Source organism: Sodalis glossinidius str. 'morsitans' (assembly GCF_000010085.1).
Taxonomy (GTDB): Bacteria; Pseudomonadota; Gammaproteobacteria; order Enterobacterales; family Enterobacteriaceae; genus Sodalis; species Sodalis glossinidius.
The window spans coordinates 62,493-79,318 of sequence record NC_007712.1 but is presented as its reverse complement, the minus strand read 5'-3'; the positions used below and the strand labels follow the sequence as shown (position 1 = coordinate 79,318).

17 protein-coding genes are annotated in these 16,826 nt (G+C 55.4%); 13 read left to right on the top strand and 4 right to left on the bottom strand.

Annotated features, from left to right (window positions below):
- Positions 1-118: 118 nt before the first annotated feature.
- The 3 genes from dppA to SGP1_RS00410 form a co-directional block, all read right to left on the bottom strand.
- Entirely contained in the window at positions 119-1,726 is a 1,608-nt protein-coding gene (dppA, locus tag SGP1_RS00420; RefSeq protein ID WP_011409925.1) for a dipeptide ABC transporter periplasmic-binding protein DppA, read from the bottom strand.
- A 578-nt stretch (positions 1,727-2,304) separates the two neighbouring features.
- Positions 2,305-3,030 (bottom strand): RNA polymerase sigma factor FliA, encoded by a 726-nt coding sequence (locus tag SGP1_RS00415; RefSeq protein WP_011409924.1) that lies wholly within the window; start codon positions 3,028-3,030, stop codon positions 2,305-2,307.
- Positions 3,031-3,184: 154 nt separating this feature from the next.
- Positions 3,185-4,444 (bottom strand): FliC/FljB family flagellin, encoded by a 1,260-nt coding sequence (locus SGP1_RS00410; protein ID WP_011409923.1) that lies wholly within the window; start codon positions 4,442-4,444, stop codon positions 3,185-3,187.
- Between the two features lie 501 nt (positions 4,445-4,945).
- On the opposite strand from SGP1_RS00410, the gene fliD reads away from it, so the two are divergent.
- The 3 genes from fliD (at position 4,946) to SGP1_RS00395 (ending at position 7,456) form a co-directional block, all read left to right on the top strand.
- The gene (fliD, locus tag SGP1_RS00405; RefSeq protein WP_148203310.1) at positions 4,946-6,631 is read left to right on the top strand and encodes a flagellar filament capping protein FliD; all 1,686 of its coding nucleotides are present in this window, start codon (positions 4,946-4,948) and stop codon (positions 6,629-6,631) included.
- Positions 6,632-6,711: 80 nt separating this feature from the next.
- Positions 6,712-7,101: a flagellar export chaperone FliS gene (gene fliS, locus SGP1_RS00400; protein ID WP_011409921.1), complete on the top strand. Its 390-nt coding sequence runs from the start codon at positions 6,712-6,714 to the stop codon at positions 7,099-7,101.
- A 13-nt stretch (positions 7,102-7,114) separates the two neighbouring features.
- Positions 7,115-7,456 (top strand): flagellar protein FliT, encoded by a 342-nt coding sequence (locus tag SGP1_RS00395; protein WP_011409920.1) that lies wholly within the window; start codon positions 7,115-7,117, stop codon positions 7,454-7,456.
- 68 nt (positions 7,457-7,524) lie between these two features.
- Here SGP1_RS00395 and fliE read toward each other — a convergent pair whose 3' ends face one another.
- Complete coding sequence (gene fliE, locus SGP1_RS00390) at positions 7,525-7,848, bottom strand: flagellar hook-basal body complex protein FliE (protein ID WP_011409919.1); 324 nt, start codon at positions 7,846-7,848, stop codon at positions 7,525-7,527.
- A 241-nt stretch (positions 7,849-8,089) separates the two neighbouring features.
- Between fliE and fliF the strand changes: the two genes are divergently transcribed.
- From fliF to fliO, 10 genes are all read left to right on the top strand, one after another.
- The gene (gene fliF, locus SGP1_RS00385) at positions 8,090-9,796 is read left to right on the top strand and encodes a flagellar basal-body MS-ring/collar protein FliF (RefSeq protein WP_011409918.1); all 1,707 of its coding nucleotides are present in this window, start codon (positions 8,090-8,092) and stop codon (positions 9,794-9,796) included.
- Positions 9,793-10,782, top strand: coding sequence for a flagellar motor switch protein FliG (gene fliG / locus SGP1_RS00380; protein WP_011409917.1), 990 nt, complete (start codon positions 9,793-9,795; stop codon positions 10,780-10,782). Before fliF ends, fliG begins: the two co-directional genes overlap by 4 nt.
- Positions 10,775-11,488 carry a flagellar assembly protein FliH gene (gene fliH / locus SGP1_RS00375; RefSeq protein WP_011409916.1) on the top strand — a complete coding sequence of 238 codons (714 nt, stop codon included), beginning with the start codon at positions 10,775-10,777 and terminating at the stop codon, positions 11,486-11,488. The genes fliG and fliH overlap by 8 nt, the downstream gene beginning before the upstream one ends.
- A complete protein-coding gene (fliI, locus tag SGP1_RS00370) occupies positions 11,460-12,836 on the top strand; it encodes a flagellar protein export ATPase FliI (RefSeq protein ID WP_011409915.1) in 1,377 nt (458 codons plus the stop codon). The genes fliH and fliI overlap by 29 nt, the downstream gene beginning before the upstream one ends.
- Before the next feature lie 10 nt (positions 12,837-12,846).
- Entirely contained in the window at positions 12,847-13,296 is a 450-nt protein-coding gene (gene fliJ / locus SGP1_RS00365) for a flagellar export protein FliJ (protein ID WP_011409914.1), read from the top strand.
- Complete coding sequence (locus SGP1_RS22790) at positions 13,293-14,411, top strand: flagellar hook-length control protein FliK (RefSeq protein ID WP_011409913.1); 1,119 nt, start codon at positions 13,293-13,295, stop codon at positions 14,409-14,411. Before fliJ ends, SGP1_RS22790 begins: the two co-directional genes overlap by 4 nt.
- 112 nt (positions 14,412-14,523) lie before the next feature.
- Positions 14,524-15,033: a flagellar basal body-associated FliL family protein gene (locus SGP1_RS00355; protein WP_243466134.1), complete on the top strand. Its 510-nt coding sequence runs from the start codon at positions 14,524-14,526 to the stop codon at positions 15,031-15,033.
- 5 nt (positions 15,034-15,038) lie between these two features.
- Positions 15,039-16,052 carry a flagellar motor switch protein FliM gene (gene fliM, locus SGP1_RS00350; protein WP_041866482.1) on the top strand — a complete coding sequence of 338 codons (1,014 nt, stop codon included), beginning with the start codon at positions 15,039-15,041 and terminating at the stop codon, positions 16,050-16,052.
- The gene (gene fliN, locus SGP1_RS00345) at positions 16,045-16,449 is read left to right on the top strand and encodes a flagellar motor switch protein FliN (RefSeq protein WP_011409910.1); all 405 of its coding nucleotides are present in this window, start codon (positions 16,045-16,047) and stop codon (positions 16,447-16,449) included. The genes fliM and fliN overlap by 8 nt, the downstream gene beginning before the upstream one ends.
- A complete protein-coding gene (fliO, locus tag SGP1_RS00340; RefSeq protein ID WP_011409909.1) occupies positions 16,450-16,824 on the top strand; it encodes a flagellar biosynthetic protein FliO in 375 nt (124 codons plus the stop codon).
- The last annotated feature ends 2 nt before the right edge of the window (positions 16,825-16,826 follow it).

The following is a 16,826-nucleotide window of genomic DNA, read 5'->3' as shown; positions in this document are numbered from 1 at the left end:
TTTCCCCCCATGGCCTCGCTGGCGCGTGGCCGTTCCCCGGTGCGGCACCGGGGAATACTCCCGCTTCCGCCGGGCTGGCGGAAGCTCCCTGCAGAGATAAAGGGGGGTTAGTAGATCATCAGTCTAAAGAAACGTTATCGAAATGGTGTTTGCCGAGCGGGTCAACCACATAGCCCTTCACCTCTTTACGCACCGGCTCATACACCGTCGAGTGAGCGATAATCAGCGCCGGCGCTTCGTCGTGCATCACCACCTGGGCCTGTTTGTACAGATCGATACGCTTGGCGTGATCGGACTCGCTGCGCGCCGGCTGAATCAAATCTTCAAACGGCTTGGAGCACCATTTAGAGTAGTTGGAGCCTTGTTTCGCCGCGTCGCAGCTGAACAGCGTTGCGAAGAAGTTGTCCGGATCCCCATTGTCGCCGTTCCAGCCCATCATCACGGTTTGGTGTTCGCCGGCCTTGGCGCGTTTGAGGTATTCGCCCCATTCATAGGTCACGATATTGGCCTTCACGCCAATCTTCGCCCAGTCGGCCTGGATCAGTTCGGCCATGCGACGCGCGTTGGGGTTATAGGGGCGCTGTACCGGCATCGCCCACAAATCGATGGAGAAGCCGTCCGCCATACCCACTTCTTTCAGCAGTTCTTTCGCCTTGGCGGGATCGTAAGGATAATACTGCACCGCGTCGTTGTAGCTCCACATCGTCGGTGGGATCAAATTTTTTGCAGCCTGACCGGCACCCTGATAAACGGCGTCGATGATGGCTTTTTTATTCACCGCCAAGGTCAACGCCTGACGTACTTTAACGTTATCCAGCGGTTTCTTCTCGACGTTATAGGCCAGATAGCCCACGTTCAACCCGGGCTGTTCCATCAAATTGATGGTGCTGTCCTGCTTCATGCGGGCAATATCAGCCGGATTGGGATACGGCATCACCTGGCATTCGTTTTTCTGCATCTTGGCATAGCGCACGGAGGCGTCGGGAGTGATGGAGAACACAAGACGATCGATTTTTGGCTTGGTCCCCCAATAGCCGGGGAAGGATTTATACAAAATGCGTGAATCTTTCTGATACTGCAGCAATTGGAACGGACCCGTGCCGATCGGGTTCAAATCCAGCTTCTCCGGCGTGCCGGCTTTCATCATCTTATCGGCATATTCCGCCGACAGAATGGAGGCGAAATCCATGGCCAGATCGGCGACGAACGGCGCTTCCTGGCGGATCAGGGTGAAGCGGACGGTGTAGGCGTCGACTTTTTCAATATTGGCGATCAGATCACCCATACCCATGCCGTTAAAGTACTCGTAGCGGCCGCCGGAGACTTTGTGGTAAGGCGCATTAGCGTCTTTTTGGCGGGTGAAGGAGAAAATGACATCATCGGCGTTAAAATCACGGCTAGGTTTGAAATCTTTGCTGTCTTGCCATTTTACACCGTGGCGTAAATGGAAGGTATAAACCTTACCATCGTCGCTCACATCCCATTTTTCCGCCAGGCTTGGCGTCACTTCCGTCGTGCCGAGCTTGAACTCAACCAGACGATTATAAATAGGCACCGAACTGGCGTCGAAGGTCGTCCCGGAGGTAAACAGCTGCGGGTTAAACCCTTCCGGCGACCCCTCGGAACAATACACCAAAGTTTTCGCTTGCACACTGGCCGCCACGGCTAACGCCGCCAGGCTGATACCGACTTTGAGAATCCCTGATTTCGTCAAGGAAATTGTCATTATTCTGCTCCAATATGTGATGTTGTGTGTTGCACGGCCAGACGCTGTTTTTTTATGGGACTGCGGTCTGTGCAGTATGCCCTGCGGCATTAGTAGGAAATGGGAGGAGACAAACCGGATTGCCGTTGGAAAAGCATTGACCGGCGGGTTGAATGCGCAAAAACATTCAAACAATCCTTTGCCTCCCTGACTTCCGAGGCTCCCAATTTGGCAACAGTTTGCCAAGACGTCAATATAACCCGTGGGGATTTACATGTTTTTCGTGAGGCGGCAAACGAACATAAAAGTGAGGTTCAGCGGCATAAATTAAGCATGAACGACAAGCGATATCACACTACAGTGCATATTTACACTGTGTAACAAGATTTTAATGGTGGGTTCTACTGCTAAAATTCTAAAAAACTTTCTTTCCGAATGGTGAATATATGAACGGTAATGTGGCGATTTCGCCCGTTGAGTAGGGTAAAATGCTGCCAGTGCTAAGGGCGGATAACCGTTTCAACGCACAATTAACGCTTATATGTCATGTAAAAAATAGTGATGCGCCCCGCCGCGGTCCTTTATCAGATTAAACCTAGTCAGGTGCTACCCTGTAGCCGCGCGCGCAGCCGTTTTATCGCCAGGCTGTGTAACTGGCTCACCCTTGATTCGCCCACGCCCAAGACTTCACCAATTTCCTTAAGGTTCAGCTCTTGATGGTAATAAAGGTTAAGCAACAGCTGTTCGCGTTCAGGTAGACGGCCTATTTCGTCTTTTACTTGCTTGCGAAGCCCGCCGGCCATCAACAGCTGAAAGGGATCTTGACCCGCGTCGGCAGGAAGCGCCGGACCGGTGCCCTGTGCTTCCTGCGCCATGAGTTCATCCAGCGAGAACAACTGACTGCAGTTGGTTTCATGCAACATGGTCTGGTATGCCGTCAAAGACACGCCAAGTTCGTCGGCAATTTGCTGCTCGCTGGTGTTGGCGCCCAGCCGCTGCTCCAGCCGCTGGATGGCCGCCGCGATTTCACGCGCATTGCGCCGCACGCTGCGCGGCACCCAGTCCCGTTCGCGCAATTCGTCCAGCATGCCCCAGCGGATGCGCGAGCGGGCGTAAGTGGTGAAGCTGGCGCCCTGCGCGGCATCGAAGCTATCGATGGCCGCCAGCAAACCTATCATCCCCGCCTGAATGAGATCCTCAAGCTCTACGCTCGCCGGCAGGCGGACCTGCAATCGCAGCGCCTCGTGGCGGATGATGGGCGCGTACTGTTGCCACAGGCCGCGATCGTCGGCTAGCCTTCCCTGATGATTGTATATGACGTCCACAATGTCCTCGCGCGGGCCGGTCGGTGAAATGTCATTATCAGACGCGCGACGGCGGATAATGGCGGCAAAATAGGGTGAAAATGCGGTTATTTGTCGTGAATAAACGTAAAAAACCCCGGTAAGCCGGGGTTGGCATAAACAGAGGATGCGATAATTAGCTTAGCAGTTTCAGGATACCCTGAGGTACCGCATTGGCCTGCGCCAATACCGCGGTGCCCGCCTGCTGCAGGATGTTGGCGCGGTTCATGTTGGAGACTTCGGTGGCGAAGTCCGCATCCTCGATATTAGAGCGCGACTGGCTCAGGTTGGCCACGGTGGTGCTCAGGCTGTTGATGACCGAACCCAGGCGGTTCTGGGTCGCACCCAAGGCGCCACGGGCGCCATCGACGATGGCAATAGCTTTGTCTATGGTTTTCAGGGGGTCCTCCGTGGCATCTTTGCCCGTAGAAATCACACCTTCTTTAGTTGCTTTGCCGGTTAAAGCATCATATTTCGCCGCGTAATAAACGTCTTTACCACTTGCATCCTGCCCTTTAATTGCATAGGTTGTCGCCCCTTTTTCATCGGTATAATTATAAAGACTTTCGCCCTTTGCTAAACCTGTTACAGGATCGGTGGCTTCAATTTTCTCCACTGTATCTGGGCTTGTTAATTCTATACCATTTTCCGCCTTGGTGATTTCAAATTGTGAGGTTTGACCTTTACGTTCTACTTTGTAATATTCATCCTTGGTTGCACTCTTGGTATAATAAATTCCGTCTTGGAAATAGATTTTTTTATCGGTTTTGTTTACCTCCTCTGTTTCTCCTTTCAAACTGGGTGCCACTTCCCCTGTAAATGTCTTAATTTCACTGCCTAGCTTTCCGGGAACGCTAACGCCATCATCGACGTTGAAACCCTCCATACCCAGTTTTTCAATGCCCATATTAAACAGATCAATATCAATGATCTGACCATCATTGGCACCGACCTGAATAGCCAGTTTCTGATCTTCACTTAATATTCTTATACCGTTGAATTCCGTTTGTTCGGCGATACGGTCAATTTCCTCCAAACGCTTGCCGATCTCATCCTGGATGGATTTTTTATCGGCGTCGGAGATCGACGCGGTGGATTTTACCTGCACCGTCAGGCGGCGAATCGCCTGCAGGTTTTCATTAATCTCGTTGATGGCGCCTTCCGCTGTCTGCGCCACGGCGATACCGTCATTGGCGTTACGCGATGCTTGGGTTAAGCCGTTAATCAGCGATGTAAAACGGTTGCTGATGGCCTGACCGGCGGCATCATCCTTGGCGCTGTTAATACGCAGCCCGGACGACAGCCGCTGAATAGCGGTGCTCAACGAGTTCTGCGACTTATTAAGATTATTTTGCGCGGTGATGGAAAGAATATTAGTGTTAATGACCTGGGACATAGCAGTTTCCTTTACTTTATTGTAGCTGTGGATAAGGTTTTGACATTAAAAGCATTAGCATTACTGCTGGCCTAACTGATATCGGCGCCGAAATCCAAAGCTTTAAAATTATCCGATTACTATGTATTGAGGTGCTGACAACACGCTGACCTAACTGATTAAATCAACTACAAACAAATACTCCCCCACAAAAATAACAATGATAATCAAGTGCCAGGCTCTACAATCGTTGTTCACACAAGATTAGCCTCACCCTTGTCACCTGATATAAGCGCCTGGATGCGCGCTGGCATTTCACTTGCCCATCATTCTTATGGCACGGGATTAGCCTGCGCCAGTACCGCACTACACACCTGCGGCAAATGAACTACTGAGAACGTCTATGCCGTTAATCCGTCATTCAGCGAAACGGTTGGCGATGACGAGATTGGCTGCATTTTTATTGACGCTATTAATGCTATAGCCGGACGACAGACGCACAACCGTGATATCTGACAGCCTGTGATTGGTCGAATTAATTTTTCGCGGTCATGGAGAAGGTATTATTGTGATACAGGACAGATTTGTGTCTCCTTGTCATTTACGCGTTCCATCCTCGTTTCACCGCACGCGTTGCCGAAGGGCAGTTATTTCTTTATCCTCGTTCTCTTGGGTCAATTAAACTTTTCTTCCTCGCGGCCGATAGCAATGCATACAATCCACTTGATGAATAACGGGAGAGTAAGCATGGGTGGTATATCAGTAACAGGCATAAGCGATTCGCTCATGGAGATGCAGGCCAAAAAAAATACTTTGTTGCTGCAACCCTATCAACTACGGCAAAAAAACATCGAAAGTAAAATCAGCGCATGGGGTAAAATCCGCTCAAGCCTGCAAACCCTGCTGGAGAAAAGCAACGCCCTAAAAAATGACGCCTTTTACGCCATGAAAATGAGCGAGAACAAAGCGTTTAGCGCCAGCGCCAGCAGCGGCGCGATGGCGGGAACCCATAACATCAGGGTTAGTCAGTTGGCGCATAATCACACCCTGTCATTAACGATGGAAAAAGGGATCGACACGCCATTGGGCAATAGCGCGGCAACCCGTAACTTGAAAATCAGCCAGAAGGGTGAAAACGGCCAGATAAAGGAAACTGTTATTTCTCTCGCGCAGGAGGAAACCAGTCTGGCGGGCATTGCCAAATCCATCAATGGCAAAAATGCCGGTATCCGCGCTGAAGTGAAGAGTGTGGACAATGAGGGTACGCAGCGTTTGATTTTGCGGGCGCAGGATTCTGGCTCGGCGGGCGAAATGGCCCTCTCCGTCGAAGGCGATACCACCCTGGCCGCCATAATGAATTACACCACACCCCCGGAGGAACCGGGTGATTCGACCGACAGCGGAGAAGTGTCTGAGAAAATAAAGCAGGATCTGCCGGCAACCGATGCCATAATCTGGGTGGATGGAAATAAGTACACCCGTTCAAGTAACACCATCAATGATATCCTGACCGGCGTCACCCTGACGCTGAAGCAAACATCCAAAGACGATGAATCTGAGGCGCTGACCCTAAGTCCAGACGAAAGCGCGGTGCAAGAAGCGGTAGAGGAATTTGTCACTGCGTTCAACGACTATATTACTCAGTCCTCCAGCTTAAGTAAATTCACTACCGCCAACTATTCAAATTTGAAGACCGATACTGTTGCGCTGCCCGACGCGACTAACGGTCCCCTGGCCGGTGAAAGTTTATTGACCGACCTGCAGGCCCTATTGCGCCGCGATGCCGGGAGTAACTATGGCAATGACGACGTTACGTCAATCGCCGATCTGGGTATTAAGGTGGACGCCAAGACCGGCAAGCTCGAACTGGATAGCACCAAGCTGAAGAATAAAATCCATACCAACCCGGAGGAGGTACAACGGCTGTTTCTGGGTACTGAAGAAAAACCTGGCCTGGCGGGCGTCATGTCCGACCATATTAAGGGGTATGTTGGTAGAGACGGCAAAGGCAATATCATCAAAGACGAGACCGAAAAGCTCGAAAAGGATAAGAAAGAAGCCAAAAAGCAGTTGGAACGCACTGAGGCGACCATTGAGGCAAGAATGCGTGCTTTTCAGAAACAATATCAACAGATGGAGGTCGCTATAACGAAGTTACAATCCCTTCAGGGGTCTCTCTCCGCGATACAGACTTTGAGTAAAAATTAATTCCGTCGCCGGCTCGCCCGTTATCCTGCCGATGACCCCACCGCCTTATAACCTTATGTCGCCACTCGGGAGAAAAAACGATGTCTGTGGATCAGGGCATCAACGCCTACCAACAAATCAGTCTGCAAACCAGTATCGCCGGAGCCACCCCACACCAGCTTATCGTTATGCTGTTTGACGGCGCCCATGGCGCGCTGGCCCGGGCGGGTATCTGGATGGCGCGCGGCAATATTGCCCGGCGCGGCGAGGAAATTTCCCGCGCTATCGCCATCATTGAAGGTGGCTTGCTGGCTACGCTGGATTACGAAAAAGGCAAAACCCTGGCAGAGGATCTGGCAAGTTTATACCGCTATATGATCCGTACCCTGCTGCAGGCCAATTTGCATAATGATCCAGAAGCGATAAAATATGTTGATGCATTGCTGAAAAACGTCTCCAGCGCCTGGAAAGAAATTACGCCAGCACGATAAAAAGGATAATATAATGCAAATTATTTCCCAAGCAGAGCATCCGTTCTCCCTGCCTTTGCAATTATCTTATCAGATAATTGCAAAGGCACGTCTTAAAGACTGGGACAGCGTGGTCGCACTAAATAATCGCTATGTTATTACTTTGCGAGAGGCAATAGAACATATTCAATCTGCCGGCATGGCGACCTATGAAGAAGAAGGGAGAATGAATGACATTGAACAATTGCTTAAAAATGAAAAGGAAATCCGTGCGCTAATCGGCACACGATTAACAACCTTAGAACAGGATATGGGTCAATTACGCCATAGCTCACAGGGTAATAACACTTATCATAGGCAGCTTTTGCAATCCTGATTTAGGGCTTTTCACGGCGCCGCGTCCCGCCCCTGGCGTTAGCGAGGCGGGACGTCGAAGGCCAGCGGCTATACCGCCATATTCATCACTTCCTGATAGGCATTGATCAATTTATTATTGACCTGAATTCCCAAATGCAGCGCCAGCGACGCCTTCTGCATGTCCACCATAACGTCATTCAATGCGATCCCCGGTACGCCTAATTCAAATTTCTCCGCCTTGCGACGGGCCTCTATTTGCATGCCGTTAATCTGTTTGATACTGCTATTCAATTCACTCATAAAACCCGCACCAGCGGTGGCTGGCGCGGAGAGCGTCAGCGTGTTTCCTGCCGCCTGTTCAGCCGTAATGTTCATCATGGCCAAAACGGAATGGATGGCCTGGGTCGTCATATAACCTCCTCAAATACCTGACTTCAGCACACTAACACACCGGGGCGACGATGAATGGCAAAATTAAGAATAAAATCGCAAGCTTATTTGCCTATCAGACAGGTTACCCTGTGCCAATATTGACACCGATTAGGAAATTACGTCATTGGGTGATGGAAAGCTATTCCCCAGTAATAAGCATTTTATTTCCTCACCCTACCACCATGATTCTTTGTTTTTAATTCTGCTTCAGGGATCCTGCATGAATGCCTCGGCCATGGATATCAATGCTAAATCGGCAATAAGCCTGACCAACCTAATAGCGCGTTTTCGCGACCATCCGAAATATATGCTATTAGCGGCAAGCGCCGCGGGAATCGCGCTGGCTATTGTCCTGCTGTTGTGGGCCAGAACGCCGGATTATCGCATTTTGTACAGCAATATCAGCGACCAGGACGGCGGAGCCGTGGTGGCGGAACTGACCACGATGAATATTCCCTACCGTTTTGCCGGCAACAGCGACGCCATTATGGTGCCGAGCGACCGGGTCCACGAAACCCGGTTGTTGCTGGCGCAAAAGGGGTTGCCGAAGGGCGGCGCACTGGGATTTGAACTGCTGGATCGCGAGAAATTCGGCATGAGCCAATTCAGCGAGCAAATCAATTATCAGCGGGCGCTGGAAGGTGAAATCGCCCGCACCATTAAAACGCTAAATCCAGTGAAATCGGCCCGGGTTCATATCGCGATGCCGAAACCCTCGCTGTTTGTGCGCGAACATAAGCCGGCGACCGCTTCGGTGACGTTGACGTTGTATCCCGGGCGCGCGCTGGATACCGGTCAAATCCAGGCCATTACCTGGTTGGTATCGGGCACCGTGCCCGATTTACCCGCCGGAAATATTACCATGGTAGACAGCCAGGGCCAATTACTTGCCCAACCGGGCAATAATGAGCTTGACCTCAGCACGACCCAGCTTGCCTATACCCGTGAAGTGGAGGGCGATTTTCAGAGGCGTATCAGCGCGATACTCGCGCCGGTGATAGGCGCAGCCAACGTGCGCGCGGAGGTGACCGCCCAGTTGGACTTTACCGCGGTGGAGCAAACGGCGGAGCAGCATAAACCTAACGGGCGCCCGGAGGAAATGGCGATCCGCAGCCAACAATTGAGCGCCAGCGACCAGATCGGTATTCAAGCGCCTGGCGGTGTACCGGGGGCGCTTAGCAATCAGCCCACACCGCCAGCCACGGCGTCGATTGAATCCCCCGCCAACGCCGCCGCCGGCAAAAAGCCCGCCTCCAAGGACAGTGTCCCGCCGCCCGCCGCCGCGGCACCCATCGTGCAGCCGCCGCGCAGCAGCCAGAACGAAAAAACCATTAATTACGAAGTCGACCGTACCCTGACCCATAGCCGGTTTCGTCCCGGTGTCATTAAACGCTTGTCGGGGGCGGTGGTGGTTAACGACCGGGAGGATAGCAACGGCAATCGCGTGCATTTGACGCCGCAGGAAATGCAGGACGTGACGGCGTTGGTGCGCGAGGCCATGGGCTTTTCCAGCGAACGCGGCGATACGCTCAATATCGTTAATACCCGCTTCGTTGCCAATCAGGACATTATGCCGCCGCTCCCGTTCTGGCAGGATCCGGGCCTGCAGTCTATCGCGTTCAGCCTCTTGCGCTATGCGCTGGTGGCGCTGCTGTTCTGGCTGGCATGGCGCAAAGGGCTTCGTCCACTCTGGCAGCGGCAACAGGAGATCGAGCGCGAACGCATCCGGGCGCAGTACGAAGCCAGCCAGCCGCGGGATGAACCGCGCCCCATTTCGCGCAGCGAGCTGGAGAAAGAAACACGTGAGAAAGCCCGCCAAGCAATGGAGGACAGTATCCGACAGCTGCGCGATGTCGCCGCCGCCCGACCACAGATGGTGGCACGGATACTGCGTCAATGGATAACCCGTGAGCAACAACCATCATGAATGCCATCGAAAAAAGCGCCGTCGTCATGCTGACGCTGGGGGAAGAGGCCGCCGCCGCCGTCTTTAAACATCTGCGCAAGCAGGAGGTGGAGGCAATAGGTAAGACGATGGCCTCTCTGGGCATCTACTCCCGTCAGCAGTTGACCAGCGTGCTTGACGCCTTTCATAGCGACGCGGAGACGATGATAAGCCCGGAGAAGGACAGCTACGACTATCTGCGCGCGGCCCTTATCAGCGCGCTGGGAGAGGACCGCGCCCTGCTGCTGTTGGAAGAATTGCATATCACCAGCGCGGACGATGACAAAGGCATTGACGCGTTGAACTCAATGAAACCGCAGGCGGTGGCGGCGCTTATTCAGGCCGAACATCCGCAGGTGATCGCCGCCATTCTGGTGTTGCTCAAGCGCAGTCTGGCCGCAGAAATTCTCTCCGGTCTGGAGGAAACGCTGCGTAACGACATTCTGGTGCGTATAGCCACGCTCGACGGCCTGCAGCCGGCCGCACTCCAAGAGTTGACACTGGCTTTGAATGATTTACTGCGCGGTCAGCGTAGCCGGCAAGGCAATAAGGGCGGTGTGCGTCCGGCGGCGGAGATCCTCAATTACATGCAAAGTCGGCAGGAAGAGGCGGCGATCGACGCAGTACGCGCCTTTGATGAAAGCCTGGCGGAGAAAATAGTCGATCAGATGTTTATGTTCGACGATTTGCAGGATCTGGACGATCGCAGTCTGCGCCGTATCCTGCAGGAGATCGACACCGATGTGCTCGTCATTGCCTTGAAAGGCTGCGCTCCACCGTTGGTGGAGAGGATCCTGGGCAATATGTCGCAGCGTCAGGCGGAGATCTTGCGTGACGATCTCAATCTCAGCGCCCCGGTTAAATTGTCTCGGGTGGAAAGCGAGCGCAAGGCGATTCTGGCCGTGGTCCGCCGCCTGGCCGATGCTGATGAAATAGTGATCAACAAGGACGGGGAAAACTATGTCTGAGCGCGCCGAAATAGCGCGTTGGCAACGCTGGCTGCCGGCGGATTTGGCTTTGGCATTCACCGAGAGCCTTCCCGCGCCGCTGGCGTCAGGGGATCAGGACGACAACGCCTGGCAGGCGGAGTTAACGCTACTGCGCAGCCAGGCGGAACAGCGCGGGTTCAAGCAGGGTCAGCAGGAGGGCGAGAAGCAGGGCTATCGGCAGGGTTTTGATCAAGGACGCAGCGCCGGTTTTGACCAGGGGTTGCAGGATGCACAGGCCGAACAAGGACAGATAACCGCCCAACTAGCAGATCTGCTGCGCGAACTGAAGGCTACCCTCTCGGGGCTGGATGCGGTGATGCCGGCGCGGCTAACGCAAATCGCGCTGACGGCGGCCGGCAAAATTCTGGGCCAATCGCCGGTATGCGACACCCGCGTCGTACTGGAGACCATTCAACAGCTACTGCACGAGCGGCCGCTGTTCGACGGCGATCTGCGGCTGTATGTGCACCCGGACGATCTGCCGTCGCTACAGCGTCATTTAGGCAGCATGCTGGAAAGCCAGGGCTGGCGCCTGCTGGCCGACGGACAGCTGATGCGCGGCGGTTGCCGCATCATCGCCGAGGACGGCGAGGTGGATGCCACTCTGGAAACACGCTGGCAGCAGCTATGCCAGATGCTCAAGGAGGGCCTGCCGCATGACCGTGCAGTTGGAACGCTGGATTAACGCGATGGCGCGCCAGGAACGCATGATTACCACCCTGCCGGACTGCCGCCACTACGGGCGGCTAACGCGGACGACCGGCATGGTGATGGAGGCGGTGGGGCTGCAATTACCCCTTGGCGCCACCTGTCTTATCGAACGCTATAACGGCAAGGCGGTAGGGCTGGTCGAAACGGAAGTCGTCGGGTTCAAGGGCCGGCAACTGTTTCTGATGCCGCTGGAAAATGTGGAGGGCATCCTGCCCAGCGCCCGCGTCTATGCGCCGGGTTCAGCTAACAGCAAAGTCCCCGCCCGCTTGCTTCCACTGGGTCCGGCGCTGTTGGGCCGCGTCCTCTGCGGCAGCGGGCAGCCGCTGGACAACCTGCCACCGCCGGAAACCGGTTATCGCGCCTCACTCTACAGCCCGCCTCTTAATCCTCTCGCGCGCAGTCCCATCACGGATGTGCTCGATGTCGGCGTGCGTGCGATTAATGGCCTGCTAACGGTAGGCCGCGGGCAACGTATGGGCTTATTTGCTGGCTCCGGCGTGGGCAAAAGTATGCTGCTCGGCATGATGGCGCGCTATACCCAGGCTGATGTCATTGTCGTCGGCCTGATAGGCGAGCGTGGGCGCGAGGTGAAAGATTTTATCGAAAATATCCTCGGCGAGGAGGGCATCGCCCGTGCGGTCATTATCGCCGCGCCGGCGGATGTTTCACCCATGCTACGTATGCAGGGCGCCGCTTACGCCACGCGTATCGCCGAAGATTTTCGCGATCGCGGCAAGCATGTGCTGCTCATTATGGACTCCCTGACGCGCTATGCGATGGCACAGCGCGAAATCGGTCTGGCCATCGGCGAGCCGCCAGCCACCAAAGGCTATCCGCCGTCGGTATTCGCCAAATTGCCCACACTGGTGGAGCGTGCCGGCAACGGCGCGGACGGCGGCGGCTCGATCACAGCCTTTTATACCGTACTGACGGAAGGAGACGACCAGCAAGATCCCATCGCCGACGCTGCCCGGGCCATTCTGGATGGTCATGTGGTGTTGTCACGTCAGCTTGCCGAGTCAGGGCATTACCCTGCCATCGACATTGAGACGTCCATCAGTCGGGCAATGACCGCCCTGGTAGATACAGCCCATTTTCAGCAAGTTCAACAGGTGAAGCAGTGGCTCGCCAGCTATCAGCGCAATCGCGATCTGCTCTCGGTAGGCGCCTACGCTGCCGGCAGCGACCCGCTGCTCGATCAGGCAATTGCCCATTATCCCCAGTTGGAAAGCTATTTGCGCCAGGATGTCTCGCAACCTTGTAGTTACACCCAATCCTGTCAACAGCTGTCCGATCTCCTCATCCCCCCTTCAACCGCATAAGGAATCCTTCATGACCAGTACATCGCCTATCGAAACCTTGAGGGAGCATGCTGAACGGGCTTTGGAAGAAGCCCTGCTTCAGCTCGGCGCCTGCCGCAGCGCGCACGCCAGCGCCGTGGCGCAGCTAAATCAGTTGATGAGTTACGAGCAAGAATATCGCAAACAACTTGAGGATAATATGACCGGCACCGGTCTGAATGTTGATAAATGGATTAATTATCAGTCCTTTATTGCCTCTCTGTATAAAATTGTCGCCCATCACAGCCAGCAGGTGTCGGTGTTTCAATCGCGGGTCGATCTGGCGGTGGCCCAGTGGCACCAAAAAAAACAGCGGCTTAATGCGTTCGAGATCCTCAAAACGCGTTCCGAGACCGCGCGTCAACTACGCGAAAATCGCCGCAGTCAAAAACAAATGGATGAGTTCGCGCTGCGGGCGTCCTTAAGGAGAGTGGAATCATGATACCCACCGCGAGCATGATTATCAGGGACAGAGGGCCCATTATCACGACCGCCGCCGCAACCGAATTGCACCAGAGTGAATTTGCTGACGCCTTACAACAGTATCTCGCTGGTACGCGCCGTCAGGATGTGGGCGCCGACAGCCCGGTCGCGGATCCGGACCCAAAGGCTTCCCTGACGCAGCGCTGCAAGGCTTTGGCGGCCCTAATCAACCAGCGTCTGGCGGAGGGGGATCACGCGCTGGACGATGACGAACTGCAGCATTTACAGGCGTTACTGGCGCAGTTTGTGTTGCAACAATGGCCCGCCGATGGCGATCCGGTGCTGGCGAAGCTGACCATCACCCCCGGCTCTGCGCACCGTTTGGCCGACGGCGCGGCGCAGACTCCCGGTGTACAGGATCGGCAGCCGTTGCTGATCCTGCCGCCGGCAGCCAAGCGAACTGCAAAATGTGCAGAAAACCCGTTACCGCGTCTTGTGTATGGCAACGGTCAGGCCGAAGTCGCGCTTACGCGCGTCCGCGGCAATGTGCCGTCGCACACCACGGCGCATAGTGACAGTCTCGCTGCAACCGCGACGCTTGCACCGGCCGGGCCGTCTTCAACTCTGCTTGCCGCTGTTACAACCGATCCGGCCCCCCTCCCGGCGCAGACCCCGCCGCCGGCGGCCACTGCACACCTGCGCCAGCCGTTAGGCTCTCCGGCCTGGCAACAGCATCTCGGCGAACACATCATGCTATTTAACCGTTACAGCATCTTTCACGCTCAGCTGCACCTCCATCCTCAGGAGTTGGGGGCGGTAAAGGTCAATCTGCGCTTGAGTCAGGAGCAGTTGCAGGTCCATTTCGCCTCCGACAATCAACAGGTGCGGTCGGTTTTGGAAACCGCCATGACTCAATTGCGCACCTCGTTGGCGGAAAACGGCATCGCGCTTGGCGATACCAGTGTCGGCACAGAAACATCCGGCCATGAAACCGCCGGGCAACAGCAGGGCCAGGGGGAAAGCCCGAAGCACGGGCGGACGCGAAGCGACTTGCTGTTAGTAGCGCAGCACAACGACAGCGTGGCTGTCGGTAGCGGCACGGGATATCGCGGCGGTATCGATATCTATGCCTGAAGGGGCAAAGTGAACGCGTTTAAGACGTTTTTTTTCCCCTTTGTTCGGGGTGATTAACGGGATACTCACTACGGCGCCTGGCCGCAGGCGTGTAGTGGCAAGGGAACAGGTTTTGGCTACAGGGGCAAAAGACGTGTCAGGCATTAAGGCTTTTTTTATCAAATACCGCTCCGCTGCGGTCATCATTCTGGGGACGATAACCGTGCTAGCACTCGGCCTGCTCGTCTATCTGCAGCCAGGCATCAAAGAGGATGCGATTCCCGTTGCACAAACGGTGGACAGTTTACCGGCGGAAAATACCTTACCGCCGGTGTATTTCCCATTGGATGCTTTTACCGTGAGTTTACAACCGGACAACGGCGATTACGGTGCCATGCTGTATGTCGGTTTAACCTTGCGTTTGCAGGACGAAAAGACGCGCGCGCTAATGGAAAGTCAATTACCCGAATTGCGCAACTACCTGATTTTGCTTCTATCGCAGCAGTCCCCCGCCTCGATCTCGTCTGCGGCAGACAAACAGGCCTTACTTACGCAGATAAAGCAAGAGCTGAATCAGCAGCGTCCAAACGGTCAGCCGCCCTACGTGACTGACGTATTTTTTAACTCATTTATTGTGCGGTGAACGCTATGTCCGAGAAAGATTCCGCCCGCCCCGCCCCGCTCACGCGTAAACAGGCCAAAAAGGAGTTGCGGCAGGCACAGGCGCGCGCCGCACAGCAGCCCTCGCCTAAGACCGGTTCAGGTTCGCCCTTCGATGCCGCTCAACGTCGGCGCCAGGGGGGCGAGCGCCTGAAAGGGCTAGAAATGATCAATCAGGATTTCGCCGGCCGGTTTCGGAGCGCGCTGTTCATTCTGATGCAGCGCCGCACCGACATCAGCGCGGAAGCGATATTGATCCAACCGTACCGGGAATTCGCCGCCCAGCTCCGTCCTCCCGCCAGTCTAAATCTGATCGACCTGAAACCGCTGCGGGGCAACACGCTCTTCGCCTTCACGCCGGGGCTTATCTTTACCACGCTCGACACGCTTTTCGGCGGCAGCGGGCGGCTGCCCGACGCGCAGGAACGGGCATTTACCCCGGCGGAACAGCGTGTTATCGACCGTTTGCTGAAGCTGATGCTACAGGCCTATGGCGACGCCTGGTTGGGGTTACATCCGCTAGAGCCGGAATTCATCACCGCGGAAACGTCCTGCCGGTTTACAGGCTTTAGCGATGGCGAAATGGTCGTGATTTCGCCGTTTCGGGTCGCTATCGGCGCCATGCAGGGGGAGTTTGCCATTGTTTTCTCGCAGGCCGCCCTGGAGCCGCTGTACGAGATCTTAAGTAAGCCACTGCCGGAGCATATTCGGCAGGATCAGGGCCATTGGCGCCAAAATCTGGCCAGACAGTTGCAGGGTACCGAACTGGAGCTTGTCGCCCGTTTTGCCGACCTGCCTCTATGCCTATCGCGGGTCATGGAGCTGCGGCGGGGCGATATCCTGCCGATCCCGCGCCCCGATCGGCTCACCGCCTGCGTTGATGGTGTCCCGGTCTTCCTCGGCAACTACGGCAGCCTGAACGGGCGGTATGCATTGCGAGTAGAACACGTGATTAATCAAGGCATTGACCAATTAAACAATAAGGACATTCCTCATGAGTGATACCCCACACACGCCCGGCGACGAGGCGCCCTTGCACGAAACCGACGGGCAAAGCCTTGGCGATACAGCATGCCCGGCACCGAGCAGGCCGGAATTCCCCCCTGCTTCCACCACCGAAGGGGGATCGCCGCTGACGGAAGATCTCAGCCTGATTCTGGATATTCCGGTGAAAATGACCGTCGAATTGGGGCGGACCCGCATGACCATTCGCGAACTGCTGCACCTGAGCCAGGACGCGGTAGTGCCTTTGGAAGGACAGGCGGGCGAACCGCTGGATATTCTGATAAACGGTTACCTGATCGCCCGCGGCGAAGTCGTCGTAATGGGAGAACAATACGGCGTGCGCATCGCCGATATTGTTACGCCCGCCGAACGTATGCGCCGGTTGAGCCGATAAATGAAACAGACCACACTACAGCCGCCGGTCGCGCATGACAGCGGCCACGGCACCGTACTTTTCAACGTGGCCGGATCGCTGGGGGCGGTATTGCTGCTGATCCTCGTGCTACTCAAACTGGCGCGGCGCTTTGGCTTTTCTGCGCCCCGCCACGGCGGCCAGCCGCTGCTCAAAGTCCGTGCCGGCTGCTCCCTCGGCAACCGCGAACGGGTGGTGGTAGTGGAGGCCGGGGAGCACTGGCTGGTGCTCGGCGTCACGCCGGGGCGAATAACGCACCTGCATACCCTGCCCGCCGGCGACGACGCGCCCGACGAGCCGCCGCCAACGTTCCGGACGCTGCTCGCGCGCGAGCGCCAATCGCGGGAGACGACATGAGC

Bases quoted from the DNA above. Each gene is read 5' to 3' on its own strand.
- dppA (WP_011409925.1), bottom strand. From the start codon at position 1,726: ATGACAATTTCCTTGACGAAATCAGGGATTCTCAAAGTCGGTATCAGC.
- fliN (WP_011409910.1), top strand. From the start codon at position 16,045: ATGAGTGATACCCCACACACGCCCGGCGACGAGGCGCCCTTGCACGAA.
- fliE (WP_011409919.1), bottom strand. From the start codon at position 7,848: ATGACGACCCAGGCCATCCATTCCGTTTTGGCCATGATGAACATTACG.
- fliM (WP_041866482.1), top strand. From the start codon at position 15,039: ATGTCCGAGAAAGATTCCGCCCGCCCCGCCCCGCTCACGCGTAAACAG.
- fliS (WP_011409921.1), top strand. From the start codon at position 6,712: ATGTCTGTGGATCAGGGCATCAACGCCTACCAACAAATCAGTCTGCAA.
- SGP1_RS00395 (WP_011409920.1), top strand. From the start codon at position 7,115: ATGCAAATTATTTCCCAAGCAGAGCATCCGTTCTCCCTGCCTTTGCAA.
- fliF (WP_011409918.1), top strand. From the start codon at position 8,090: ATGAATGCCTCGGCCATGGATATCAATGCTAAATCGGCAATAAGCCTG.
- fliH (WP_011409916.1), top strand. From the start codon at position 10,775: ATGTCTGAGCGCGCCGAAATAGCGCGTTGGCAACGCTGGCTGCCGGCG.
- fliI (WP_011409915.1), top strand. From the start codon at position 11,460: ATGACCGTGCAGTTGGAACGCTGGATTAACGCGATGGCGCGCCAGGAA.
- fliJ (WP_011409914.1), top strand. From the start codon at position 12,847: ATGACCAGTACATCGCCTATCGAAACCTTGAGGGAGCATGCTGAACGG.
- SGP1_RS22790 (WP_011409913.1), top strand. From the start codon at position 13,293: ATGATACCCACCGCGAGCATGATTATCAGGGACAGAGGGCCCATTATC.
- SGP1_RS00410 (WP_011409923.1), bottom strand. From the start codon at position 4,444: ATGTCCCAGGTCATTAACACTAATATTCTTTCCATCACCGCGCAAAAT.
- fliG (WP_011409917.1), top strand. From the start codon at position 9,793: ATGAATGCCATCGAAAAAAGCGCCGTCGTCATGCTGACGCTGGGGGAA.
- fliO (WP_011409909.1), top strand. From the start codon at position 16,450: ATGAAACAGACCACACTACAGCCGCCGGTCGCGCATGACAGCGGCCAC.